Raw genomic sequence first — 24,842 nt, forward strand, 5'->3', positions numbered from 1 at the left:
CGTTCCCCTCGGCGCCGTGCACGAGGGCGGGCCGACCCGGATCTGACGGGCCGTCATGCTAGGACGGAGCCCGCCAGATGCACAGGCCCGCGACGCCACGTAACACCTGCCTGCACCCGCTACATCTGATGTACCGTCAGATTCATGCCAACTCCCCTCTCCACAAACCCTGGTGAGACACCGGCCAACCCTCGCAAGTCAAGCAAGCCACCCAAGCCATTCAAGCCATCCAAGTCACGCAAGGTGGCGGTGGTCGGCATATCCCTCTCCGACTGCGGCCGGGTCGACGAGGCCACCGCCTACGCCCTGCACGCGCAGGCGGCCCGCCGAGCATTGGCCGACTCGGGCCTAGGCCGCGAGGTCATCGACGGCATCGCGTCGGCGGGCCTGGGCACGCTCGCCCCGGTCGAGGTCGCCGAGTATCTGGGCCTGAAGCCGCGCTGGGTCGACTCCACCTCCGTCGGCGGAGCCACCTGGGAGGTCATGGCGGGTCACGCGGCGGACGCGATCGCGGCGGGCCGGGCGAACGCCGTGCTCCTGGTCTACGGCTCGACGGCGAGGGCGGACATCAAGGCGAAACGCCGCACGTCGAACCTCTCCTTCGGCGCGCGCGGCCCCCTCCAGTTCGAGGTCCCGTACGGGCACTCCCTGATCTCCAAGTACGCGATGGCGGCGCGCCGCCACATGCACGAGTACGGCACGACGCTCGAACAGCTCGCCTCAGTGGCGGTTCAGGCACGCGCGAACGCGGCGACGAACCCCGACGCGATGTACCGCGCCCCGATCACGGTCGACGAGGTCCTGGGCGGCCCGATGATCGCGGACCCGTTCACGAAACTGCACTGCTGCATACGTTCCGACGGGGGCTGCGCGGTGCTCCTTGCGGCGGAGGAGTACGTGGCCGACTGCGCCTCCACCCCGGTCTGGGTGCTCGGCACGGGTGAGCATGTCTCGCACACGACGATGTCGGAGTGGGAGGACTTCACGGTCTCCCCGGCGGCGGTGAGCGGCCGCCAGGCATTCGAACGGGCCGGGGTGCGCCCCGAGGACGTGGACATCGCCCAGATCTACGACGCCTTCACGTACATGACCCTGGTGACGCTGGAGGACCTGGGGTTCTGCGCGAAGGGTGAGGGCGGCGCGTTCGTGGAGAAGGGCCGCCTGCTGCGGGACGGCGAACTGCCGACGAACACGGACGGCGGCGGCCTCTCGGCCCAGCATCCGGGGATGCGGGGCCTGTTCCTGCTGGTGGAGGCGGTACGCCAACTACGCGGCGAGGCAGGCGCTGCCCGCCAGGTCCGCAAGGCGGGAGGGCGCCTGCCGGAGGTGGCGGTGGCGTCGGGGACGGGCGGCTGGTTCTGCTCGTCGGGGACGGTGGTGCTCGCCCGGTGAGGCCTGCGGGGGCGGCGAGCGCCGCCCCTGGCCCCCCTAGGAGACGTACAGCTTGTAGTAGCCGGTGCCGCCGGGCTTCGGGTCGCACCGGTAGTTGTTGAAGCCCTCACGGACGTACTGCTGCCCGGCGTCGATGCACTTGCTCTGGCTCGAGTAGGTGGCGATGTAGGTCCAGGCCTCGGCCTGAGCCTGCGCACCGGTGGCCCCCAGGCCGACCAGAGCGGCGGCTGCGGCGCCTGTGGTCAGAAGTGCGGCGAGCTTGCGCATGGTGTTCTTCCTTCCCGTGCGGTCAAGGCGGTGGAAGTGACGCAAGGGGATCCTGTTGAAGAAGCGACGGACGCGCAACGCTTTCGCGAGATCGGCGAAGGAAAGTCCAAGTGCGCTTGGATTAAAGGGGGGTTGCCCGCCCGGGCGGGGTGCACCAGCACCCGAGGTGTCACCGGGGGCTCCGCCGTCCACGACGCACACCCACACCCACACACCGACACCCACACACCCACACCCCCGTAGATTCACCGAATGGCCAACACAGACAACCAGCACGCCCCCCAGGCCCACGCCCCCCAGGCCGACGATGCGACCGCCCGTGGCCGGCCCCTACTGCGTACCCTCCGCGTCTGGGACACGGACCTGCCCCCGTTCGACCTGGAGGCAGCCCCTGACCGGCCGCTGCCCCTGTTCTGGCGATGGTTCGTGGACGTGGCCGAGGCGGGGCAGGTGGAGCCGCACACCATGAGCCTGGCGACGGTCGACGAGTCGGGCCGCCCGGACGTACGGACGCTGATGCTGCACGACGCGGACGAGGCCGGCTGGCACTTCGGCTCGCACGCGGGCAGCGCGAAGGGCCGCCAGCTCGCGACGCACCCGGAGGCGGCGCTCGGCTTCTACTGGCCCGCACAGGGCCGCCAGATCCGGGTACGCGGCCACGTCACGGCAGCGAGCCCCGAGGCAAGCCGCGCCGACCTAGCACACCGCTCGACGGGAGCCCTGGCCTCGGCCCTGGTAGGCAGACAGAGCGAAGTCCTCCCGTCATACGACGACTTGATGACCGCAAGCCAGTCAGCCTGGGACCGCGCCCAGTCAGACCCAAACGCCCCAGCCCCGACCTGGACGCTGTACGTCCTCGCCCCAAGGGAGATCGAATTCTTCCAGGGAGACATCCGACGCCGACATGTACGGCTGCGGTACCGGAGGGAGACGGGGACGGGGTCGGGCGGGGCAGGGGATGCGGGGTGGGTGAGGGAGCTGCTTTGGCCGTGAGGACACCTGGCAGGAACTGGCTCGGGGCGGGGGCTGTCGAGGGGGCGTGGCGGGGACATCAGCCCCTTGTTGGGGGGTAGCCGCGGGGTGCGGGCACGGTGAGGGCGGCTGCCGCGAAGGGTGCCGGGCAGGGGCGGCTGTCGCGAGGGGCCCTGCGGTGGCATCAGCTTGCGGTGGACGGCGGCCGCGGGGGGGGGCACCTGCACGTAAATCCCGGCGGGCGGCGCGGCAGGGTGGGATTTTGGTGCGGGCGGCTGTCGCGAGGGGCGCTGGGTGAGCGCGAGCCGGGGGCGAACGGGAGCCACGGGGCCGCCAGCCTCCGGTGGACGGCAGCCGCGGGGTGCGGGCACGGTGAGGGCAGCCATCGCGAAAGGTGCCGGGCGGGTGTGGACGGCTGACGCCAGCGGCACCGGGCGAGCGCAAGCCGGGGGCGAACGGGAGCCGCGAGGACGCCGCGGGGTCATCGGCCCCCAGTGGACGCCAGCCGCGGGGTGCGGGCACGGTGAGGGCGGTTGTCGCAAAAGCTGCCGGGCAAGCATGGGTGGCTGACGTGAGGGGCGCTGCGGTGGCACCAGCTTCCGGTGGCCGGCAGCCGCGGAGGACGGCACGTGCACGTAGATCCCGGCAGGCGGCGCGGCAGGGTGGATGGAAGCTCGGTGCAGGCGGCAGCCGCAAGGGACACCTCGCGACGTCGGACCCCGTCGGACGGCAGCCGCGGAGGGCGGCAACTGCACGTAGATCCCGGCAGGTGGCACGGCGGGGTGGGAGTTTGGTGCGGGCGGCTGTCGCGAGGGGCGCCGCGCGCGTCGCCCGCCGCCGGACGGCACCTGCGCGTCGGCCCCTGGGAAGCCACGGGGTGTGATTTTGGTGCGGGTGGCTGGTGTGAGGGGCGCCGGGTGAGTACGACCCGGGGACGGACGGGAGCCTCGAGGGGCGCCGTGGGGACGTCGGCCCCCGGTGGACGGCAGCCGCGGGGTGCGGGCTCGGTGAGGGCGGCTGCCGCGAAGGGCGCCGGGCAGGTGCGGACGGCTGGCATCAGGGGCGCCGGGTGAGCGCGAGCCGAGGCGGATGGGAACCGCGAGGGACCCCGCGGGGCGTCAGCCTCCGGCGGGCGGCAGCTGCGGGGTAGGAGTTGGGTGCAGGCGGCAGCCGCTAGGGACACCGCGCCACATGAGCCCCTACTGCCCAGCAGCCGCGAAGGGCGGTACATGCAGGTCGGCCCCCGCCTGGCGGCAACCGCTAAGGACGGCACCTGCACGTCGACTACGGCATGCGGCAGCCGCAGGGCAGGAGTTCGGTGCAGGCGCAGCCGCGAAGGCCCCGTGAGGGCGCCACCCCTAGTGGGCGGCAGCCGCGAAAGCGGGTACCTGCACATCGATCCCAGCATGCGGGCGGCAGGGCCGGAGATCGGTGCGGGCCCGGCGACTGCCGTGAGGGGCGCTACTGGGACACGCCCCCCTGCCGAACGGCGACCGCGCAGGGGGCCACGCACCCGTCCGCCCCGGCCGACGGCAGGGTGGGAGCTCGGTGCGGGCGACTGGCGCAGGTGCACCACGTGCACGGCAGCCCCGGTCGGACGACGAACGCGCAGGGCGGCACGCGCCACACCCATCCCGCCACACGCCAGCCACTGAGCGGGGCTCGGCGCGGACAGCAACCGCAAAAGCCGCCGCGCGCACGTGGCCCCTGCCCGACGGCACCCACGTAAGGCACGTCGACCCCGCCACACGGCAGCCGCAGAGTGGGAGCTTCGGTGCGGACGGGAGACATGAGGGGCGCCGGTGGGACGTCGGGCCCAGGCGCGCGGCATCCGCCGCACCTGCTCGTCAGGCACACGGCAGCCATGGGAGCTTGGTGCAGGCGGCCGCCGCGAGGGACGCCTCGCGCACGTCGGGCCCCCTCGGACGGCATCCGAGGAGGGCCGCAACTGCACGTAAATCCCGGCAGGTGGCGCGGCGGGGTGGGAGTTTGGTGCGGGTGGCTGTCGCGAGGGGCGCCGTGAGGATGTCGCCCCCTGCCGGATGGCTACCACGAAACGCGCGGCAGGCCGCAGGGTGGGAGTGGGTGCGGGCGGCTGCCGCGAGGGGCCTTGGGTGTGCGGCGGACCCTGCAGGGCGGTAGTTGTGGAAGGTGTCCGGCAGGGGGTGTGGTCGTGGGTCGGGGTTAGTGCGTGAAGGTGTATTGGGTGAAGTCTTGGAGCGGGCGGTAGCCGAGGCGTTGGTACAGCGCGTTGCTTGTGGGGTTGTCGGCGTCGGTGAAGAGCAGCACCTCGTCCGCGCCCGCCGCCAACGCCGCACGGCTCACCTCGGCGGTGACCGCGCCCGCGTAGCCGCGTCCCCGCAGGTGGGCCGGGGTGTAGACCGGGGCGACCCGGACCTGGCCCGCGACCCGGCGGGTGTTGCCCGCCATGGCGGCAGGGGTGCCGTCGGGCGTCTCCCAGAGGGTGACGCCCCCGTAGGCGATCCGGGCATCGGCCCACTCGCCGGCGCCCATCGCCCCCTTCTCCCCGAGTGCCTCGTGGAACTCCCCGTGCCAGCGCATGAGCAACTCCCGGTCCGTGTCGGTGGCGACACGCGCGCCACCTGCCGGAGCGGGCTCGGGTGGGGTCAAGGTGCCGAGCCGGTACAGCCGCTGGGGGTAGTTGACGGTGGCGGTGGCCTTCGTCCGCCGCTCCCAGGCCGCCGCGAACCTGGCTGCCGTGGCGCTCTCCGCTCCCACCCCGGCCGGTTCGAAACCCGCGTCCGCGAGCACCCCGGCGAGCTCTTCAGCAGCGGCCTCGTCAGGGAGCGGGCTCAGGGCGAGCAAGTGCGGCGGGGTCCACAGGAACGCCCCGGTCACCTTGCCGGCCATGGCTGGGTTGGCTGGCTTCGGCGGCTTGGCTGGCCTGCTTGCCTCGCCGGGCCCGGCGTCCGTGTGGATTCCGAAGAGCGGGGCCTTCTCCCCGTACACATGCAGCCCGCGCACCCGCAGCGTGTCGCTGACGCTGAGCAGCGCGGTGTGCAAGGCGGGCGCCGAGTGCAGGAAGGCCGCCGCGCGGGAGAGGAACTCGTCGAGGTCAGAGGTCAACTGCCAGCCGGCGTACGGAGAGAAAGCCATGGGCCATGATCCCCCGCACCGCTCCGTCGGCAGAAACGATTTACGGAGCGTGGGGAGGAGCGGGGTATGGGGTGCGGTGCCGGGTATGGGGTGCGACGCGGGGTGCGGTATGGAGTGCGGTTCGGCGTACGGGGGCACTCAGCATCCCGCCGCCTCACACCCCCCGCCGGAACACCGGCACCGTAATCCCCTCGGCGCCCTCGACGCTCCCCTCCTCCCGCCCCGACCCACGGAACGCGACCTCAAGCGGCATCCCGATCCGCAGCTCGCCCTCCTCGCAGTCCACGATCTCCGTCATCATGCGCGGGCCCTCGGCGAGGTCGACGACGGCGGCCACGTACGGGACGCGGGAGCCGAACGGCGGCAGGTCGTTCCGGTGCACCACGGACCAGGTGTAGAGCGTCGCGGCGCCGCTCGCCCGCTCCCAGGTGACGTCCTCGCTCCAGCAGTACGGGCAGAACTCCCGCGGATAGTGGTGCGCCTTGCCGCAGCCGCCGCAGCGGCGGATCAGGAACTGCCCGTCGGCCGCCGCGTCCCAGTAGGGGCGGGTGAACGCGTCGGGCTCGGGGAGGTCGAAGCGCGGGGCCGGGGCCGGAGCTGGGGCGGGAGCTGAGCCTGGGGCTGGGGCTGTGCCTGCGGCTGGAGCTGGGGCCGGGGACGAGGACGTGCCCGAGGACGAGGACGAGCCCGGGGACAAGCCCGAGGCCGAGGACGCGCCCGGAGACGAGGACGAGCCCGGCGACGACCCCGGGGCTCGGGCCGACGACGAACCCGCGGACGAACCCGAGGACGAGCCCGGTGGCGAACCCGGCGACGAGCCCGACCACGACCCCAGCGACCCGCCGCTCACAGAAACAACCCCAACGCCTCGTCCACCGACCACGCCTGCCACGACATCGCGAACAGCGCGACGAGCGAGATCAGCGCCATCATCGCGTTCTGCCCCTGCTCGGCCCAGTCGTGGATCATGAGGACGAGGTAGAGGAGATTGAGCAGCAGGCCGCCGACCAGCGCTATGGGGGTCAGGAAGCCGACGATCAGGCCGAGCCCCAGGGCGAGTTCGGCGTACACGACCACGTACGCCATGGTCTTGGGGCGCGGCGCGACCACCGTCGAGAAGCCGCTGCGGACCGCGTTCCACTTGTGCTTCTGCGCCACATCCGCCGCCCAGGCGATCCCCGTACCCCGCTCGAACCAGCCCTTCTTGTCCTTGTGCCGCCAGCTCTCCAACCACCACAGGCCGAGGCCTATACGCAGCACGGCCAGCCATTCGGCACCGGTGAGCCAGATCGTGTCCATACGGCGGCTTCTCCTAATCCGGTTTCAGGTTTCCGGGTTCCGGGTTCCGGTATTCGGCATTCGGCATTCGGCATTCGGCATCTGATATTCAGTCGCCGGTACGGGCCCGGAGCGGGGCACCAGCACGCAACCCCAACCCCCGCTAACGGCACGGCTACCCGAGCACCCGCCATCCCTGACGACCCATCAACCCACCCACACCTGACGGTACGTCAGTTCAGCGCATGCCCGCCGCCTGCGCAAGGGGCGTACGCAAGAGGGCGTACGTCACGCGGGCCCGCCGACGTGCCGCGCGACCCATGGACGCAGGGCGCGCCGCGCATACCCGTGATCAATTCGCAACCGGTTTGGGGCTTGACCGTCCCCCATCAAGTGACCACGTGATTACTCTCAGATTCATGGCCGACACCACTCCCCCACAAGCGCCACAACAAGACCGCCCTGTGTACGTCGTCGGCGGCGGACCCGGCGGGCTCTCCGTCGCGGCCGCGCTGCGTGCCCGCGGCGTACGCGCGGTCGTGCTCGAGAAGTCCGACCGGGTCGGCGCCTCTTGGCGCGGGCACTACGACCGCCTGCACCTGCACACCACACGCCGCCTCTCCGCCCTGCCCGGCCTCGCGATACCCCGCTCCTTCGGACGCTGGGTGTCACGTGACAACGTCCTGCGCTACCTGGAGAAGTACGCGGAGTTCCACCAGCTGGAGATCGTCACCGGCGTCGAGGTGTCCCGCCTGGAGCGCTCCGCCGACGGCCACGGCTGGCTGCTGCACGCCACCGGCGGCCGCGAGCTGACCGGCAGCGCGGTGGTGATCGCCACCGGGTACAACCACACGCCCCACGTACCGGACTGGCCCGGCCGCGACACGTACGCGGGCGAGCTCGTGCACGCGAGTGCCTACCGCGAGCCCAGCCCCTACGCCGGCAAGGACGTCCTGGTCGTGGGCGTCGGCAACACCGGCGCCGAGATCGCCGTCGACCTCGTCGCGGGCGGCGCGGCCCGCGTCCGTCTCGCGGTGCGCACCGCCCCGCACATCATCCGCCGCTCCACGGCTGGTTGGCCCGCCCAGCGCACCGGAATCCTGTGCCGCAGGCTGCCCGTCCGCCTCGTGGACCGGCTCGCGGGGCCGATCGCGAACGTGAGCGTCCCCGACCTGTCCGCGAAGGGTCTGCCCCGCCCGGACACGGGCCTGTACTCACGCGTGAAGCAGGGCGCGATCCCGGTCCAGGACGTGGGTCTGATCGACGCGGTGCGCAAGGGCAAGGTCGAACCGGTCGCGGCGCTCGACTCCTTCGAGGACGGCAAGGTCGTCCTTGCCGACGGAACGCGGATCGGCCCCGATGCGGTCATCGCGGCCACGGGCTACCGCCGCGCCCTCGAACCGCTCCTCGGCGACCTCGCCGTACTCGACGAGAAGGGCGCCCCGCTGGTCCGCGGCGCCCGTACGTCCAAGTCGGCCCCCCAGCTGTACTTCACCGGCTTCACGAACCCCATCAGCGGAATGCTCCGCGAGATGGCCCTGGACGCAGAGAAGATCGCAAAGGCAATCGCAAGGACCGCCTGAGGCAAGGTGGGGGGCCTGAGGCCAGGTAGGGGGCCTGAGGCCCCGCAAGGGGCGCGGGGAACTGCGCGCCCAGCCCCTACGGCGCCGCAGACACCCGGCTGACACCTCGCGCCCCACAGGGGCGCGAGGAACTGCGCGCCCAGCCAAAACCAGCCCTCCCCAACCGCTCCCTAACCACTCCCCAACCCCGCACCAACCCCATAACCCCCACCAACCCCACAACCCCCCACATAACCCCCAATGGCCGGTACTCCCCCCTCCCAGCACCCCCACCCCCGGAGGGGGAGTAACCCCCCAGCCCACCTGGGTAGGCCTGCACCTGCATACCCGGGTGCACCTGGGAACCGCCAAAGGGCCGCCCCCACTCTTTGCATGCAGCCCTGTTCCTGACACAGCGTCAGTTCAGTAATCTGACTATGCGTCAGTTGCACTGCACTGCATTGCTGTCACACAGGAGCGGGCGGACCGATGCTTGGATCGACTTACGGCACCTTCACCACCGACCCCCGCCGCGCGCGTGTTGTGGCCTGCGGCGAAGCCCCGGCACCCGCCGTCCACGGACACGCCGGCACGGCGGACGACCTGGACGTCAGCGGGCGCCCCCTGCACGCCGACATACCGGATCTGGACCGGTTCTTCCGGCCCGAGTCCGTCGCCGTCGTCGGCGCGTCGGACGCCGAGGGGCGGCCGAACACCGGCATCACGCGCCAGCTCATGGACTGGGCCGAGCGGTGCGGCGCACGGCTGCATCCCGTGCATCCCACCCGTCAGACCGTTTTCGGCACCCCCTGTTTTCCGTCCGTCGCGGACCTGCCGGAGCAGGTGGATCTGGCCGTACTCCTCGTCAGTGACCCCCTTCCGGTGATCGAAGAACTCGCCGAGTCCAAGGTGAAGTTCGCCGTCGCCTTCGCCTCCGGCTTCGCGGAGACCGGTGAGGAGGGCGCGGCCGCCCAGGCCCGCCTGGCCGCCGCCGTGGAACGCTCGGGCCTGCGGCTGCTCGGGCCCAACACCAACCTCAACGCCTTCGAGAAGTTCCGCGACGACCTCGAGGGCCCCGCCATCGCCCTGATCACCCAGTCCGGCCACCAGGGGCGCCCCGTCTTCACGATGCAGGAGATCGGCGTACGCCTCTCGCACTGGGCGCCCACCGGGAACGAAGCCGATCTGGAGACCTCCGACTTCATCTCCTACTTCGCCGAACGCCCCGAGGTCGGGGCCATCGCCTGTTACGTCGAGGGGCTCAAGGACGGCCGCTCCTTCCTGCTCGCCGCCGATCGCGCCGCCCAGCGCGGCGTACCCGTCGTCGCGGTCAAGGTGGGCCGCACCGAGACCGGCGCCCGCATGGCCGCCTCACATACCGGCAAGCTCACCGGCGCCGACACGGTCGTCGACGCTGCGATGCGGCAGTACGGCGTGATCCGGGTGGACGGTCTCGACGAACTCCAGGACACCTCCGCCCTGTTGGCGCGCGCGAGGCCTCCCCAGGCCGAGGGGGTCGTCGTGTATTCGATCTCGGGCGGCACGGGCGCGCACTTCTCGGACCTGGCGACCGAGGCGGGGCTGCGGCTTCCGCCGCTCTCGGACGCCAAGCAGGCGGAGCTGCACCAGTGGATACCCGACTACCTGAACGTCGCCAACCCCGTCGACAACGGCGGCCATCCGGTGGGCGACTGGCGCGGCCGGAAGATCATCGACGCGATCCTGGACGATCCGGAGGTGGGGGTGCTGATCTGCCCCATCACCGGCCCCTTCCCGCCGATGAGCGACAAGCTGGCGCAGGACCTGGTGGACGCGGCGGAGCAGACGGACAAGCTGGTATGCGTGGTGTGGGGCTCGCCCGTCGGCACCGAGGAGGCCTACCGCACGACGCTCCTCGGCTCGTCGCGCGTCGCCACCTTCCGTACCTTCGCCAACTGCATCACGGCGGTGCGGGCCTATCTCGACCACCACCGCTTCACGACCCGCTACCGCTCCCCCTTCGCCGAGGCCCCGCGCACGGCCTCGCCGTCCTTCCGCAAGGCCCAGGCCCTGATGCGGTCCGGCCAGCAGTTGAGCGAGCACGCGGCGAAGCAGTTGCTGCGCGCGTACGGGATTCGCGTACCGCGCGAGCAGTTGGTGACCAGTGCGGCGGCGGCCGTACGGGCGGCGGGGCTCGTCGGCTACCCGGTGGTGATGAAGGCGTCCGGGGCGCGGCTCGCCCACAAGAGCGACCTGGGCCTGGTGAAGGTCGGGCTGACCTCGGCGAGCCAGGTGCGGGACGCCTATCGGGATCTGACCGACATCGCCCGCTACGAGGGCATCGCGCTTGACGGCGTGCTGGTCTGCCAGATGGTGGAGCGGGGCGTCGAGATGGTGGTGGGCGTGACCCAGGACGAGCTGTTCGGGCCGACGGTGACCGTCGGGCTCGGGGGTGTGCTGGTCGAGGTGCTGCGGGACGTGGCCGTGCGCGTGCCGCCCTTCGGGGAGGACCAGGCCCTCGCGATGCTTTCCGAGCTGCGCGGGCGGCCCTTGCTCGACGGGGTGCGCGGAGGGCCGCCGGTCGATGTGGATGCGCTCGTCGAGGTGGTGCTGCGGGTCCAGCGGATGGCTCTTGAGCTGGGCGACGAGTTGGCGGAGCTGGACATCAACCCCTTGATGGTGTTGCCACGGGGGCAAGGGGCGGTCGCCTTGGACGCCTTGGCCGTCTGCCGGTGAGGGAGCCCTCGCGGCACCGCTTCGCGGCGCGTCCCTCCCACCTGCCCGCCTGAACACCCCGCAGCGAAATGGAGTACGCAGCCCCATGACACCCCCCTCCCCCGAAAACGAACCCGAAACTGAAACTGAAAACGAAAACGAAACTGAAAACGCAGCCGGAACTTCTCCGACCCATCCGGCCCATCCGACCCATCCGACCCATCCGACCGCCTCAACCGATCCCCTCGACTCATTGGTACTCCACGCCACTGACAACGGCGTCTCGTGGATCACGCTCAACCGGCCCGAAGCCATGAACGCCGTCACCTGGGACCAGCGCGAACGCGTCATCTCACTCCTCGCGGACGCCTCCGCCGACCCCCGCGTCCGCGCCGTCGTCATCACCGCAACCGGCAAGGGATTCTGCGCGGGCGCGGACCTGCGCGGGGCTCCCGGCGGGGGCGCCGAGCGCGTGCCCGGCGACGTGGCCCGCGTGATCAGGCTGGGCGCCCAGCGCCTGATCGCCGCCGTCCTGGACTGCGAGAAGCCGGTCATCGCGGCGGTCAACGGAACCGCCGCCGGCATCGGCGCGCATCTCGCGTTCGCCTGCGATCTCGTCATCGCTGCCGAACAGGCCAAGTTCATCGAGGTGTTCGTGCGCCGGGGCCTGGTGCCCGACGGTGGCGGCGCCTATCTCCTCCCTCGCCTCATCGGCCCGCAGCGGGCCAAGGAGCTGATGTTCTTCGGGGACTCCGTGCCGGCCGCGGACGCCGAACGGCTCGGCCTCGTCAATCGCGTCGTACCGGCGGACGAACTGGAGAAGACGGCCCGCACCTGGGCGGAACGCCTCGCGACCGGACCGACCCGCGCCATCGCCATGACCAAGCAACTGGTCAACGCTTCCCTCGAATCGGACCGCGCGACCGCCTTCGCGGCGGAGGCCGCGGCCCAGGAGATCAACATGACGACGAAGGACGCGAACGAGGGCGTGACCAGCTTCGTAGAACGCCGCACACCTGCATACGAAGGCCGCTGACACCTCGACTACGACCCAACAGGCCCCAGAGGCACCCTCAGCCCTTCACCAGCTGCGCGATCTCGGGGGCGCCGCTTCGGGGGCACACGGGCCGGCACACCGCCAACGCACGGCCTCCACCCCCTTCCTATCTGACGCCCCGTCAGCTTCAATGGTTGGCGTGATGGGACATGCGGGGATGGCGGCCACCGTCGTTCGATATCTGAGGTCGGTCGGAGCGCCGACCACCAGTGGGTCTGTTGAGGCTCTTCCGCGGCCGCAGTTGCGGGCCGTCGGTGATGATGAGCGGGCGCCGCTCGGTGCGGGTGAGTTCCGGCGGGTGCTCGGGAACTTCGCGACCGGCGTGACCGTTGTCACGGCACCGGCATCCGAAGGGGAGGAAGGCCCGGCGGGGTTCGCCTGTCAGTCCTTCTCCTCGCTCTCCCTCGACCCGCCCCTGGTCTCCTTCATGGTCGCGCGTACGTCGACGACGTGGCCCCGCATCGCACGCGCGGGCGTCTTCTGCGTCAACATCCTGGGCGCCGACCAAGGGGACCTGTGCCGCGGCTTCGCGGTGAGCGGCGCCGACAAGTTCGCGGGGGTCGTGTACGACGCGGCGCCCGTCTCCGGCTCGCCCCGCCTGGCCGGCGTGCCGGCCTGGATCGACTGCACGATCCAGGCGGTGCACACCGGGGGCGACCACCTCATCGTCGTCGGCCGGGTGGACGCCCTGGACGCCACCGACGACGGTGAACCGCTCCTCTTCCACCGGGGGAAGTTCGGCAGGTTCAGCTAGTTCGGCAGGTTCGGCAGGTTCGGCCCGTCCGCTACGTGAGCGCGGCCCCCGGCCCCGCCACCTTCTCCTCGTCCCCGGCCCGCCGGATCACCAGCGCCATCAGCGCCGCCGCCGCGCACAGCGCCCCCGAGGCGATCCACATCACGTCGTACGACCCGAAGGCATCGCGCACGACGCCTCCGATGACGGCCACGAGCGCGGCTCCCACCTGGTGCGAGGCGAGTACCCAGCCGAAGACGATGGCACTGTCGTCGCCGTACTGCTCGCGGCACAGGGCCAGGGTCGGTGGCACGGTCGCCACCCAGTCGAGGCCGTAGAAGACGATGAAGAAGATCATCGGCGGGTGCACGGTCGGCGCGAGCAGCAGCGGCAGGAAGAGGAGCGAGATGCCGCGCAGCGCGTAGTACACGGCAAGGAGCCGGCGCGCGTCGAAGCGGTCCGTGAACCAGCCCGAGGCGATCGTGCCCACGACGTCGAAGACGCCGATGACGGCGAGGAGTGACGCGGCCACCCTGACCGGCATGTGTTCGTCGTGCGCGGCGGGCACGAAGTGCGTCTGGATCAGGCCGTTCGTCGAGGCGCCGCAGATGGCGAAGGTCCCGGCGAGCAGCCAGAACGGCCCGGTGCGGGCCGCCTTGAACAGCACGGTGACCGCCCGCCGCGCGGCCCCCGTAGCGGGCGGCGGCTTCTCCACGAACTCAGCGGATCCGTACGGCTTCAGGCCCACGTCCGCCGGGTGGTCCCGCAGCAGCAGCCACACGAACGGGACGACGGCGAGCGCGGCCAGGGCGACGGTCACCGCGGCGGGCCGCCACTTGTACGACTCCACCATCCAGGAGAGCAGCGGCAGGAAGATCAGCTGCCCGGAAGCGGAGGCCGCCGTCAGGATGCCGGTGACGAGCCCGCGCCGCGTCGTGAACCAGCGGTTGGTGACGGTGGCGGCGAAGGCGAGCGCCATGGACCCCGAGCCGAGCCCGACGAGCAGCCCCCAGCACAGAAGGAGCTGCCAGGCGTGCTGCATCCACACGGTGAGGCCGGAGCCGAGCGCGATCACGACGAGCGCGACGGCGACGACCCTGCGGATGCCGAAGCGGTCCATCAGCGCGGCGGCGAACGGCGCGGTGAGCCCGTACAGCGCGAGGTTGATGGAGACCGCGAGGCCGATCGTGCCGCGTGACCAGTGGAACTCGTCGTGCAGCGGGTCGATGAGCAGGCCCGGCAGGGAGCGGAAGGCGGCGGCGCCGATGATCGTCACGAAGGTAACGGCGGCGACGAACCACGCCCGGTGGATACGGCGGCGGCGCCTCTGCAGCACCTCCAGGGGCGGCTCGACCGCCTGATTCACGTCTGTCTGGGTCACGACAACCAGCATCGGGACACGACCATGCCCGAACGAGTGGCCCGAAGGACAGCATTGGCTAGGATCGGGCCATGACCTCAGCCACCAGCGTCCCCGGAGCGCCTGCCGCCGCGCGTCACCGCGTGGTGGTCCTGGCCCTGGACGGCGTCATCCCCTTCGAGTTCGGCATCCCGCAGCGGATCTTCGGCCGCGCGCGGAACGCTGACGGCGCGCTTCTGTACGAGGTCCTGACCGCCTCCGTCCGCGAGCCGGGCCCGGTGCGTACGGACGCCGACTTCTCGATCCTCGTGGAGAACGGCCCGCAGGTCCTGGCCACGGCCGACACGGTCGTGATCCCCGCGTCGTACGAGCTCGGCCCGGTCTACGAGGAAGGCCGCCTGACCGGCGAACTGGCGTCGGCCCTGGCCCACATCCGGCCGGGCACCCGCATGATCTCCATCTGCACGGGCGGGTACGTCCTGGCCGCCGCGGGCTATCTCGACGGCCGCACGGCGACGACGCACTGGGCGTCGGCGGAGCACTTCCAGCGGCTCTTCCCGCGGATCACGGTGGACCCGGAGGTGCTCTTCATCGACGACGGTGACGTGCTCACCTCGGCGGGTGTGGCGGCGGGCCTCGACCTCTGCCTCCATGTCGTGCGCGGCGACCACGGATCGGCGGTCGCCAATGATGTCGCGCGCCGTACGGTGGTGCCGCCGCACCGGGACGGAGGCCAGGCCCAGTACATCGAACGCCCGGTCCCCGAGCCCCAGTTCGCGACGACGACGTCCGCTCGGGCGTGGGCCCTCGCCCGCCTCCACGAGCCGATCCAGCTCCGTGACATGGCGGACCAGGAATCCATGTCCGTACGCACTTTCACGCGCCGTTTCCGCGAGGAGGTGGGCATCAGCCCCGGCCAGTGGCTCGCCCAGCAGCGGGTCGAGCGGGCCCGCCACCTCCTGGAGTCGAGCGATCTCTCCGTGGACCGGATCGCGCGGGACGCGGGCTTCGGTACGGCGCAGTCCATGCGGGGGCACTTGCAGGCGGCTCTGGGGGTGACGCCCACCGCCTACCGCCGGACGTTCCGCGCGGGGGCGCTGGCCGGGCCCGGGCGGTGAGCCCCCGGGCGCCTGTCGTCCCCTTACCGAACAAGCCTGCCCCGCCCACTCAACCGATCACCCCGCAGCACCACCCGAACGAACAGACCCCAACTAAAAACCCCCAACTAACAGACCTCTCGTGCACGCAAAGACCAACCCCCCTCAGAACGTCAGCACCCCCCGCGCCACCCGCCCCGCCTCCGCGTCCCCCACCGCCTTCGCGAAGTCCTCCACCGGGTACGTCTCCGTCACCAGCTCGTCCAGCAGTAGGCGCCCCGCCCGGTACAGCTCCGCGTAGAGGGCGAAGTCCCGTTGGGGGCGGGCCGAGCCGTAGCGGCAGCCCAGGATCGACTTGTCCAGGAACAGGGACGACACCAGGAATGACGCCTCGGCCGTGGCCGGCGGCACCCCGAGGAGGATCGCCTGACCGTGCCGGTCCAGGAGGTCGATCGCCTGCCGGATCAGCTCGACCCGGCCCACGCACTCGAAGACGTGGTCCGCCCCCGTCGGCAGCAGTTCCTTCACGCCGTCCGCTGTCGCCGACGAGAAGAAGTGCGTCGCGCCGAACTGCCGTGCCACCGGCTCCTTCGCGGGGTTCGCGTCGACCGCCACGATCCGCGTCGCACCGGCGATCCTCGCCCCCTGGAGCACGTTCAGGCCGATGCCACCGGTACCGATCACCACGACGCTGTCCCCGCGGTCGACCTTCGCCCGGTTCAGCGCGGCGCCCACCCCCGTCACCACCCCGCAGCCGATCAGCGCGGCCGACGTCAGCGGAATGTCCTCCGGGATCTTCACGGCCTGCACGGCCTTGACCACCGTGCGTTCCGCGAACGCGGAGTTCGCCGCGAACTGGTAGATGGGTTCGCCGCCCCGCGAGAACGGCTGGTCCGGCATCCCGATCGCCCGCCGGCACATGGTCGGCCGCCCCCGGTTGCACTCCCCGCACGCCCCGCAGCTCGCGATGGTCGACAGGGCGACGTGGTCACCGGCCGCCACATGGGTCACCCCGGCGCCGACCGCCTCCACCACCCCCGCCCCTTCGTGCCCGAGCACCACCGGCGAGGGGAAGGGAATCGTCCCGTCGATCACCGACAGATCGCTGTGGCACAGGCCCGCGGCCTTGACGCCGACCAGCACCTCCCCCGGCCCCGGGTCCCGTATCTCGAGGTCGTCGACGACCTCGACCCTGCTCCCCTCGGCCCTGCTCCTGTCGAAAACGACACCCCTCATCGCGACTCCCTCGGCAGGCCGAGCACGCGCTCGGCGATGATGTTCCGCTGAATCTCGTCCGAGCCGCCATAGATGGTGTCGGCCCGTGTGAAGAGGAAGAGCCGCTGCAGCGCGTCGAGTTCGTAGGGTGCGTCTTCGCTCCAGTCCCCCGGGCCGACCGCCCCCGCGGCTCCCCGCACCGCCATGGCCAGCTCGCCCAACCGCTGATGCCACCCGCCCCACAGCAGCTTGGCCACACTCGGCGCGCCCGCACCCGCGCCCGTGCCGTTACCGACGCCGCCCGAACTCCCCAACGTACGCAGCGCGTTCCACCGCATGACCCGCAACTCCGCCCACTGCCGTACGAGCCGGTCCCGCAGCACGGGGTCTGCCACGGCGCCGCTCGCGACGGCCTCCCGGAGGACGCCTCCCAGTTCCTCCGCGAAGCCGATCTGCTGCACGAGCGTGGAGACGCCTCGCTCGAAGCCGAGCAGGCCCATGGCGACGCGCCACCCGTTGCCGGCGCCGCCCACCACGTGCGAGGCCCGCGCGATCGCTCCGTCGAAGAACACCTCGTTGAACTCGCTCGTGCCCGTCAACTGCCGTACGGGCCGCACCTCGACGCGCCCCGGCTGGTCCATCGGCACCAGCAGGAAGGAGATTCCGCGGTGCCCGGCGGACCCCGCCTCCGTCCGCGCGAGGACGAAGCACCAGTCCGCCTCGTGCGCGAGGGAGGTCCAGATCTTCTGCCCGGTGACGCGGTACACCTCGCCGTCCCGCACCGCCGACGTCCGCAGCCCCGCCAGGTCCGACCCGGCCCCGGGCTCGCTGTAGCCCTGGCACCACAGCGCCTCGCCGCGCGCGATGGGCGGCAGGAACTCGTCCCGCTGCTCCTGTGTGCCGTAGGCCAGGAGGGTGGGGGCCAGCAGGTTCTCGCCGATGTGGCCGTAGCGGCCGGGCGCCCGCACGCGCGCGTACTCCTCGGCCCAGACGACCTGCTGGGTCAGCGTCGCCCGCCTGTTCCCGTACGCACCACGACCCGACCCCGAACCAGTCCCCGACCCCGGGCCAGCCCCCGCCCCCGAACCCGAGCCGCCCCCCGAGCCCGCACCCTCACGCTCCCCCGCATCCCACCCCAGGCCAATCCACCCACCCCGCCCCAACTCCCGCTCCCAGGCGCGCCTTTCCGCCGCCCCCTCATGCTCGCTGCCGGGCCCGCCACGCCCCGTCGCCCCGGCGAACACCCCCGTCAGGTGCTCGTCGAGCCACGCCCGTGCCTCCGCCCGGAACTCCTCGTCCCGCGGGCCGAATCCGAACTCCACCGCCCGGCCTACGCGTTCGGCCGGTCTTTGGCGGCCGCGGCCTTCGCCATCGCCTCCAGCTGGGCCAGCATCGGCATCGGGTCGACCCCCACCGTCCCCGGCAGGAAGTCGGCGATCTTCTCCGGGGTCCAGCCGCCCTCGACATACCCGGCACGCAACTCACGGGGCTGGGCCCATACGGCGATCTTCGGCCCGGCGACCGTGTAGACCTGCCCGGTGATCTTCTCCTCCCGGGCCCGCTCGCTCAGCAGATACGTGACCAGCGCGGCCACGTCCTCCGGCTCCCCGATCTCCTTCAGCTCCATGGGCACGTTGGCCGACATCCGCGTGCGCGCGACGGGAGCCACCGCGTTGGCCGTCACGCCGTACTTGTTCAGGCCGAGGGCGGCGCTGCGCACCAGCGAGATGATGCCGCCCTTGGCCGCGCTGTAGTTGGCCTGCGCCACGGAGCCCTGGTGGTTGCCGCTGGTGAAGCCGATCAGCGTGCCCGTGCCCTGCTTGCGCATGACCGCCGACGCGGCCCTGAAGACGGTGAACGTGCCCTTCAGGTGCGTGGCGACCACCGGGTCCCACTCCTGCTCGGACATGTTGAACAGCATCCGCTCGCGCAGGATCCCGGCGACGCAGACCACGCCGTCGATGCGCCCGTACTCGGCGAGCGCGATGTCGACGATCCGCTGCCCGCCCGCCATGGTGGAGATGTCGTCGGCGACGGCCACAGCTTCGCCGCCCGCCGCCTGGATCTCCTTGACCACGCCGTCGGCTATCTCGCTGGTCGGTTCTGCGCCCTCCATGGAGACGCCGAAGTCGTTCACGACGACCTTCGCCCCCTCGGCCGCGGCGGCGAGCGCGACCGCTCTGCCGATGCCGCGCCCGGCACCGGTCACGGCCACCACCTTGCCTGCCAAGAAGTTCCCCACGTCCGGCCCCTTCCCGCGATTTCTGACGGACCGTTAGATTCTATGACCCGTCAGATACCTGAAGACAAGACCCGCGGAGGACCCATGTCAGACTCGGCACCGACCGGCCCGGCATCCACAGGCGCCGCGCAGCCGACCGAATCAACCCCGCGATCAGCCCTGCCGCCCGAGTTCTTCGACATCGCCAAACGCGTGAACAACTGGGGCCGTTGGGGTGCCGACGACGAGATCGGCACGCTCAACCTCATCACCGACGCAGTCGTCCGCGAGGCCGCCGCGTCCATCCGCACCGGCCGCCGCGTCGCGCTCGCGCTACCCCTCAAGGAGGACGGCGTCCAGACGGGCCTGATACCCGGCCGGGCCAACCCCCTGCACGCGATGGTGCAGATCAACCAGGAGCTCTTCGGCCCCGGCACCGTCGCCACCAGTGACGACGCCGTCACGATGGGCCTGCAGGCGGCCACCCACTGGGACGCGCTCACCCACGTGTCGCACTCGGGAAAGATCTACAACGGCCGCCCGGCGGACACCATCACCGCCCACACCCGCGCGCAGTTCAGCGGCATCGACAAGGTGCCGCACCTGGTCTCGCGGGGTGTGCTCCTTGACGTCGCCCGCGCCAAGGGTGTGGACCGGCTGCCCGGCGATCACGCGGTCACCCCCGAAGATCTGGCGGAGGCCGAGGAGTTCGCGGGGCTCACCGTCCGTGCCGGCGACATCGTCCTCGTACGCACCGGCCAGATCCAGACGTATCTGGCGGGCGACAAGCACGCCTACGGGTATCCGTCCCCCGGGCTCTCGGTGCGCACCCCCGAGTGGTTCCACGCGCGGGATGTCGCGGCGGTCGCGAACGACACCCTCACCTTCGAGATCTTCCCGCCGGAGATCGAGAACCTCTGGCTGCCCGTACACGCGCTCGACCTGGTGGAGATGGGAATGCTGCAGGGCCAGAACTGGAATCTGGAAAAGTTGTCCACAGCCTGTGCAGAAGTTTCCCGCTACAGCTTCCTTCTCTCCGCGATGCCCGAGCCGTTCGTCGGCGGCACGGGGACGCCGGTCGCGCCGGTCGCGGTGTTGTGAGCGGGTCCTGAGCGGGTCGTGAGCGGGTCCTGAGCCTTCGGATGGCGGCGCTGCGGCTCTCGCCCCGAACGCGTTGCCGCGCGCCGCCATCCGGCTCCGGCGCCCCGGTCCTGCCCTACTCGGCCACGAAGGGACCGACGCCGACGGCGACTCACATCTCGCCGAGGTCCGGGTCACAGGTCACCGTCCCTCGACGTCCCCTCGCGGCGAATCGCTGCACACAAGCGTGATCAATCGGACACGGTACGTCAACACCCGTCCGGTGATTAATGAATTATGCCGCTTATGTACCGGCCGCGCACGGCCGCGCATCGTGGCACGTGACGGCGCATGCGGGCGCCCGGGGCCACCGTGCGGGGCTCCGGACCGTCAGGCAGGGCTACGTGGCGGGGCTCAGACCGCCTCGTACGCCACGTCCTCGTAGGTCGTCCCGTCGAACGCGACCGCCGCGACCCCCGGCTCGCACCGGTCCACCTCGCACCAGATGCTCTTTCCCGCACCCTCGGCCTGCCAGCCCCAGCGGTCGGCGAGGCCGTCGACGAGTTCCAGGCCCCGGCCATTGGTGGCGTCGCCGTCGGCGTGCCGCTGCTTGGGCGGACGCGCGCTGGCGTCGGCGACCTCGACCCTGACCGTGCCCGCCGCCGTGCCCGCTCCCGCGTGCGCGGCTTCGTCGGGCACGTCCGGGAGGTCGGGGAGCCGCATGCGCAGCACGGCCGGACAGCCCGTGTGCACGACCGCGTTGGTGACCAGCTCCGAGATCAGCAGGATCAGCGTCTCGGCCAGCGGCTCGTCGACCCCTATCCCGGAACCGGCGAGCCGTGAACGCGCCCACCTCCGGGCCCGCCCCACCTCTGCGGGGTCGGGCCTGACCTCCAGCTGAACTTGAAGCACCTGCACCGCTCACACCATCCGAACCGGCGGACACATCGCCTCGCGACTCCACGGGGTCACGGAACGTGATCCCCTTGAGAGACAGCATGGTTGACGTTCAGTCACCCCAACAAGCGCTTCAGGCATATTCCAGCGCGAAGGAGTACGCGTGCGGCATACTGTGCGACGCGCGCTGCGGGGGGTCGAACAGGTGGGCATGAAGCCCCTTCCTGCACTGCGAGCGGCATGCATTGTCGGCTCCGGCGCCGCCTCAGGGGCAACACCGGCATGGCTCGACCTCAGAACCACTCGCATCTGACACAAGGTACCGGAGCGGAAGCCCGACTCCATGCCGTGACGAGTCACGCATAGGACACAACCCGGTATCGACGCTCGGATATCGACGCTCAGTAGCCTCCCCCCACTTCGGGAACTTCACAAGTCGATCACTCTGCGCGTCCATTCGGGCTCACAGGGCCGCCGCCAGCTCCTCCTCGGCCCGCGCGGCCGACTGCCCGAGGCCGGCCCGCACCCAGGCCCGCTTCAGATGCAGGTGTACGTCGGCCTCCCAGGTGAAGCCCATTCCGCCGTGCACCTGGAGGCAGTCGCGCGCGCCGCGTACCGCCGCGTCGTCGGCGAGCAGCTTGGCCGCCGCGATCTCCGTGGCGTCACCGGTGACCGACGCCGCGTACACGGCGGCGCGGGCGAGCTCCGTGCGGACGAGCATCTGTGCGCAGAGGTGCTTGACGGCCTGGAAGGACCCGATGGAACGCCCGAATTGGGTACGTTCTCGGGCATACCGGACCGCCATCTCGCAGGTCCGGCCCGCGCTGCCGAGCTGTTCCGCGGCGAGCAGCAGGTCAGCCTCCGAGGCCGCTGGGTCCTCCGAGGCCGCCGCACCGTCCGTCCGTTCACCCGGCACCCGGTGCAGCGGCGTCAGCGGGTCCACCGACCGCAGTGGCAGGGCCCCGGAGGCATCGCCGTGGACCACGTCCGCCGCGTCGAGCCAGGGGACGAGGCCGCCGGACACGGCCGTCACCACGGTCGTCCCCTGGGCGGCTCCCTGGACGTCGGGCGCCGCGAGGAACGTGGCCACAAGCGGCCCGGGGAGCAGCGCGCGCCCCGCCTCCTCGAACGCCAGGACCGCTTCGGGCAGTCCGAGTCCGACCCCGCCCTCCGCCTCCGGCACCCGCAGCGCGAAGAACCCGGCGTCCCCGAGCTCCCGCCACAGGGCCCGGTCCAGCGAGGGCGCCCCGGAGTCCGCGGCCTCCCGCAACGCGGCCCCGTCGAACCGCCCCTCCAGTACCTCGCGCACCCCGCCCCGCAACGCCACTTGATCTTCCGTGAGTTGGAAGTCCACGCGTGCCCTCACCGCCCCTTCGGGAGGCCGAGTATCCGCTCGGCCACGATGTTCTGCTGGATCTGCGAGGTCCCGGCGGCGATCGTGTACGAGAGCGAGGAGAGCCGGTCCAGGGTCCACTCGTGGCCGAGGTCCAGCGCGCCGGGCCCGAGGACCTCGCCGGCCGCCTCGTACAGCTCCTGGCGTGCGTGCGAGTAGCACAGCTTGAAGACGGAGCCGCCGATGCCCGGCACGCCGGTCCCTGCCCGCTGGGACTCGCTGACGTTCCACTGCGTGAGCCGCCACAGCGCCCCGAACTCGGCGCTGAGCCTGCCGAGCCTGCGCCGGAGCACCGCGTCGTCCCAGCGGCCGTTCTTGCGGGCCTCGCGGGCCAGCTCGGCAAGGACCCGGCGGCAGGCGACGACCTCCCCCACGAAGGCCGTCCCGCGTTCGTAGGACAGCGTCACCATCGTCACGCGCCAGCCGTCGTTCTCGGCGCCGACGCGGTTGGCGACCGGCACCCGCACCTCGTCGAGGAACACCTCGGCGAACTCGGTCGATCCGGCGAGCGTGCGCAGGGGGCGGACGGTGATGCCGGGGGCGTCCATCGGCATCGCGAGCCAGGAGATGCCGCGGTGCTTGGGCACGTCCTCGCTGACCGGCGTCGTCCGCACGAGCAGCTCGCACCAGTCGGCGACCTCCGCGTGCGAGGTCCAGATCTTGGAACCGCTCACCACGTAGTCGTCGCCGTCCCGCCACGCGCGCGTGCGCAGCGACGCGAGGTCGGAGCCCGCGTCGGGTTCGCTGAACCCCTGGCACCACACCTCGTCGCCGCACAGCACGGGCGGCAGCCACCGGGCCCGCTGTTCGGCGGTCCCTTCGGAGGCGATGGTCGGGCCCGCGTGCAGCAGGCCGACGAAGTTCGCGCCGACGTAGGGGGCGCCCGCCTTCTCGGTCTCCTCCAGGAAGATCAGGTGCTGGGTGGGGGTGGCTCCTCGGCCGCCCGCGTCGACGGGCCAGTGCAGGCCCGCGTATCCGGCGTCGTACAGCCTGCGCTGCCATCCCATGTCGTACGCCCGGCGTCCCGGCCAGTCCAACGGGTCGGGGCGCGGCGGCAGTTGGGGAAGGGTGCGGTCGAGCCACTCGCGCAGGCCCGCCCGGAAGGATTCCTCCTCCTGCGTGTAGGTGAGGTCCACGTCAGGCCCGCTTGTCCTGGCCCAGGTCGCGGTCCAGGTCGCGGTCCAGGTCGAGGCCGAGCATGCGGATGGCGTTGCCGCGCATCAGTTTGTAGATGGTCTCGTCGTCGAGGCCCTTGACGTGGTCGAGGGCGACTTCCTTGGTGTGGGGGAAGGTCGAGTCGACGTGCGGGTAGTCGGTCTCGAAGGTGGCGTTGTCGCGGCCGACGACGTCGAGCGAGGCGACGCCGTGCTTGTCGCGGAAGAAGCAGCAGAACATCTGCCGGTAGTAGTACGTGGAGGGCGGCTCGGGGATCAGGTCGCGGACGCCGCCCCAGGCGCGGTGCTCCTCCCACACGTCGTCGGCGCGTTCGAGGGCGTACGGGATCCAGCCCATCTGGCCCTCGCTGTAGGCGAGTTTGAGGGCGGGGAACTTGACGAGGACCCCGCTGAAGAGGAAGTCCATCATGGAGGCCATCGCGTTGTTGAAGGAGAGCGCGGCCTGGACGGCGGGCGGGGCGTCGGGGGAGGCGGCGGGCATCTGGGAGCTCGACCCGATGTGCATGTTGACGACCGTGCCGGTCTCCTGGCAGATCGCGAAGAACGGGTCCCAGTAGCCGGAGTGGATCGAGGGCAGTCCCAGATAGGTGGGGATCTCGGAGAAGGTGACCGCCCTGACGCCGCGCGCGGCATTCCGCTTGATCTCGGCGACGGCGAGGTCGATGTCCCACAGGGGGATGATGCAGAGCGGGATGAGGCGGCCGCCGCTGTCGCCGCACCACTCCTCGACCATCCAGTCGTTGTAGGCGCGCACGCAGGCAAGGGCGACCTCCTTGTCGTGCGCCTCGGCGAAGGTCTGGCCGCAGAACCGGGGGAAGGTGGGGAAGCAGAGGGACGCCTCGACGTGGTTCAGGTCCATGTCCTTGAGGCGTTCGGCAGGGTCCCAGCAGCCGCGGCGCATCTCGGCCCGGGTGATTCCCTCAAGGGTCATGTCGTCGCGGTCGAAGCCGACCGCCGCGATGTTCCGCTTGTACGGGAACTTGAGGTCCTCGTAGATCCACCAGTCGGTGGGCGGGCCGTCCGGGTCCATCGTGATCTGGTACTTGCCGGCCACGTAGGCGAGTTCGCCGATGCCGGCGGTGAGGGGCTTGGGGCCGCGGTCGCGGTATCGGGCGGGCAGCCAGGTGTCGAAGAGATGCGGGGGCTCGATCACGTGGTCGTCGACGCTGACGATCCGGGGAAGGTCGGTCATGGTGTCCTGCCTTTCAAGGGGCCTCCGGTCATCTCTCCGGTCCCTCCGGGCTATCTGATGACCCGTCAGATAGCAGGCTAGCCGCGCACCCCTGGACCGACAAGGCGGTGAGGCTTACGCTCTCGGCACGATCTGACTGG

The 24,842-nt window shown here is 71.3% G+C and carries 20 protein-coding genes; 8 read left to right on the forward strand and 12 right to left on the reverse strand.

Annotation, left to right across the window (positions count from 1 at the left end):
* Positions 1-249: 249 nt before the first annotated feature.
* The gene (locus tag AB0M70_RS20525) at positions 250-1,392 is read left to right on the forward strand and encodes an acetyl-CoA acetyltransferase (RefSeq protein ID WP_365821386.1); all 1,143 of its coding nucleotides are present in this window, start codon (positions 250-252) and stop codon (positions 1,390-1,392) included.
* A gap of 36 nt (positions 1,393-1,428) precedes the next feature.
* Here AB0M70_RS20525 and AB0M70_RS20530 read toward each other — a convergent pair whose 3' ends face one another.
* A complete protein-coding gene (locus AB0M70_RS20530; RefSeq protein ID WP_363211843.1) occupies positions 1,429-1,659 on the reverse strand; it encodes a hypothetical protein in 231 nt (76 codons plus the stop codon).
* A 252-nt stretch (positions 1,660-1,911) separates the two neighbouring features.
* Between AB0M70_RS20530 and AB0M70_RS20535 the strand changes: the two genes are divergently transcribed.
* Positions 1,912-2,652, forward strand: coding sequence for a pyridoxal 5'-phosphate synthase (locus tag AB0M70_RS20535; protein ID WP_365821387.1), 741 nt, complete (start codon positions 1,912-1,914; stop codon positions 2,650-2,652).
* 2,163 nt (positions 2,653-4,815) lie between these two features.
* Here the strand turns inward: AB0M70_RS20535 and AB0M70_RS20540 are convergent.
* From AB0M70_RS20540 to AB0M70_RS20550, 3 genes are all read right to left on the reverse strand, one after another.
* A complete protein-coding gene (locus tag AB0M70_RS20540) occupies positions 4,816-5,748 on the reverse strand; it encodes a GNAT family N-acetyltransferase (protein WP_365821388.1) in 933 nt (310 codons plus the stop codon).
* 154 nt (positions 5,749-5,902) lie between these two features.
* Complete coding sequence (locus AB0M70_RS20545) at positions 5,903-6,445, reverse strand: Zn-ribbon domain-containing OB-fold protein (RefSeq protein ID WP_365821389.1); 543 nt, start codon at positions 6,443-6,445, stop codon at positions 5,903-5,905.
* Positions 6,446-6,594: 149 nt separating this feature from the next.
* Positions 6,595-7,047 (reverse strand): DoxX family membrane protein, encoded by a 453-nt coding sequence (locus AB0M70_RS20550; protein WP_365821390.1) that lies wholly within the window; start codon positions 7,045-7,047, stop codon positions 6,595-6,597.
* Between the two features lie 398 nt (positions 7,048-7,445).
* Here AB0M70_RS20550 and AB0M70_RS20555 point away from each other — a divergent pair, with 398 nt between their 5' ends.
* From AB0M70_RS20555 to AB0M70_RS20570, 4 genes are all read left to right on the forward strand, one after another.
* Positions 7,446-8,609: an NAD(P)/FAD-dependent oxidoreductase gene (locus tag AB0M70_RS20555; protein ID WP_365821391.1), complete on the forward strand. Its 1,164-nt coding sequence runs from the start codon at positions 7,446-7,448 to the stop codon at positions 8,607-8,609.
* Between the two features lie 468 nt (positions 8,610-9,077).
* Positions 9,078-11,303 (forward strand): acetate--CoA ligase family protein, encoded by a 2,226-nt coding sequence (locus AB0M70_RS20560; RefSeq protein ID WP_365821392.1) that lies wholly within the window; start codon positions 9,078-9,080, stop codon positions 11,301-11,303.
* A gap of 85 nt (positions 11,304-11,388) precedes the next feature.
* Entirely contained in the window at positions 11,389-12,318 is a 930-nt protein-coding gene (locus tag AB0M70_RS20565) for an enoyl-CoA hydratase-related protein (RefSeq protein ID WP_365821393.1), read from the forward strand.
* Positions 12,319-12,481: 163 nt separating this feature from the next.
* Positions 12,482-13,093 carry a flavin reductase family protein gene (locus tag AB0M70_RS20570; protein ID WP_365821394.1) on the forward strand — a complete coding sequence of 204 codons (612 nt, stop codon included), beginning with the start codon at positions 12,482-12,484 and terminating at the stop codon, positions 13,091-13,093.
* 31 nt (positions 13,094-13,124) lie between these two features.
* Here AB0M70_RS20570 and AB0M70_RS20575 read toward each other — a convergent pair whose 3' ends face one another.
* Positions 13,125-14,465: an MFS transporter gene (locus tag AB0M70_RS20575; protein WP_365821395.1), complete on the reverse strand. Its 1,341-nt coding sequence runs from the start codon at positions 14,463-14,465 to the stop codon at positions 13,125-13,127.
* A 59-nt stretch (positions 14,466-14,524) separates the two neighbouring features.
* Between AB0M70_RS20575 and AB0M70_RS20580 the strand changes: the two genes are divergently transcribed.
* Positions 14,525-15,550 (forward strand): helix-turn-helix domain-containing protein, encoded by a 1,026-nt coding sequence (locus tag AB0M70_RS20580; RefSeq protein WP_365821396.1) that lies wholly within the window; start codon positions 14,525-14,527, stop codon positions 15,548-15,550.
* Positions 15,551-15,694: 144 nt separating this feature from the next.
* Here AB0M70_RS20580 and AB0M70_RS20585 read toward each other — a convergent pair whose 3' ends face one another.
* From AB0M70_RS20585 to AB0M70_RS20595, 3 genes are read right to left on the reverse strand one after another with little or no spacing between them, the layout of a single operon-like run.
* Positions 15,695-16,765: a Zn-dependent alcohol dehydrogenase gene (locus AB0M70_RS20585; RefSeq protein WP_365821397.1), complete on the reverse strand. Its 1,071-nt coding sequence runs from the start codon at positions 16,763-16,765 to the stop codon at positions 15,695-15,697.
* Positions 16,762-18,066, reverse strand: coding sequence for an acyl-CoA dehydrogenase family protein (locus AB0M70_RS20590; protein WP_365821398.1), 1,305 nt, complete (start codon positions 18,064-18,066; stop codon positions 16,762-16,764). The genes AB0M70_RS20585 and AB0M70_RS20590 overlap by 4 nt, the downstream gene beginning before the upstream one ends.
* An 8-nt stretch (positions 18,067-18,074) precedes the next feature.
* The gene (locus tag AB0M70_RS20595; protein WP_365821399.1) at positions 18,075-18,986 is read right to left on the reverse strand and encodes an SDR family NAD(P)-dependent oxidoreductase; all 912 of its coding nucleotides are present in this window, start codon (positions 18,984-18,986) and stop codon (positions 18,075-18,077) included.
* A 159-nt stretch (positions 18,987-19,145) separates the two neighbouring features.
* Here AB0M70_RS20595 and AB0M70_RS20600 point away from each other — a divergent pair, with 159 nt between their 5' ends.
* On the forward strand, positions 19,146-20,066 hold the full coding sequence (locus AB0M70_RS20600; RefSeq protein ID WP_365821558.1) for a cyclase family protein: 921 nt from the start codon (positions 19,146-19,148) through the stop codon (positions 20,064-20,066).
* 393 nt (positions 20,067-20,459) lie between these two features.
* Here AB0M70_RS20600 and AB0M70_RS20605 read toward each other — a convergent pair whose 3' ends face one another.
* The 4 genes from AB0M70_RS20605 to AB0M70_RS20620 all read right to left on the reverse strand — a co-directional run bounded on the left by AB0M70_RS20605 (position 20,460) and on the right by AB0M70_RS20620 (position 24,702).
* On the reverse strand, positions 20,460-20,963 hold the full coding sequence (locus tag AB0M70_RS20605) for an ATP-binding protein (protein ID WP_365821400.1): 504 nt from the start codon (positions 20,961-20,963) through the stop codon (positions 20,460-20,462).
* A 442-nt stretch (positions 20,964-21,405) separates the two neighbouring features.
* The gene (locus tag AB0M70_RS20610; protein WP_365821401.1) at positions 21,406-22,296 is read right to left on the reverse strand and encodes an acyl-CoA dehydrogenase family protein; all 891 of its coding nucleotides are present in this window, start codon (positions 22,294-22,296) and stop codon (positions 21,406-21,408) included.
* 8 nt (positions 22,297-22,304) lie between these two features.
* Positions 22,305-23,471: an acyl-CoA dehydrogenase gene (locus AB0M70_RS20615; RefSeq protein WP_365821402.1), complete on the reverse strand. Its 1,167-nt coding sequence runs from the start codon at positions 23,469-23,471 to the stop codon at positions 22,305-22,307.
* 1 nt (position 23,472) lies between these two features.
* Positions 23,473-24,702, reverse strand: coding sequence for an amidohydrolase family protein (locus AB0M70_RS20620; RefSeq protein ID WP_365821403.1), 1,230 nt, complete (start codon positions 24,700-24,702; stop codon positions 23,473-23,475).
* Between the last annotated feature and the right edge of the window lie 140 nt (positions 24,703-24,842).

The sequence above is a fragment of the Streptomyces sp. NPDC051214 genome, from assembly GCF_040682375.1.
GTDB lineage: Bacteria > Actinomycetota > Actinomycetes > Streptomycetales > Streptomycetaceae > Streptomyces.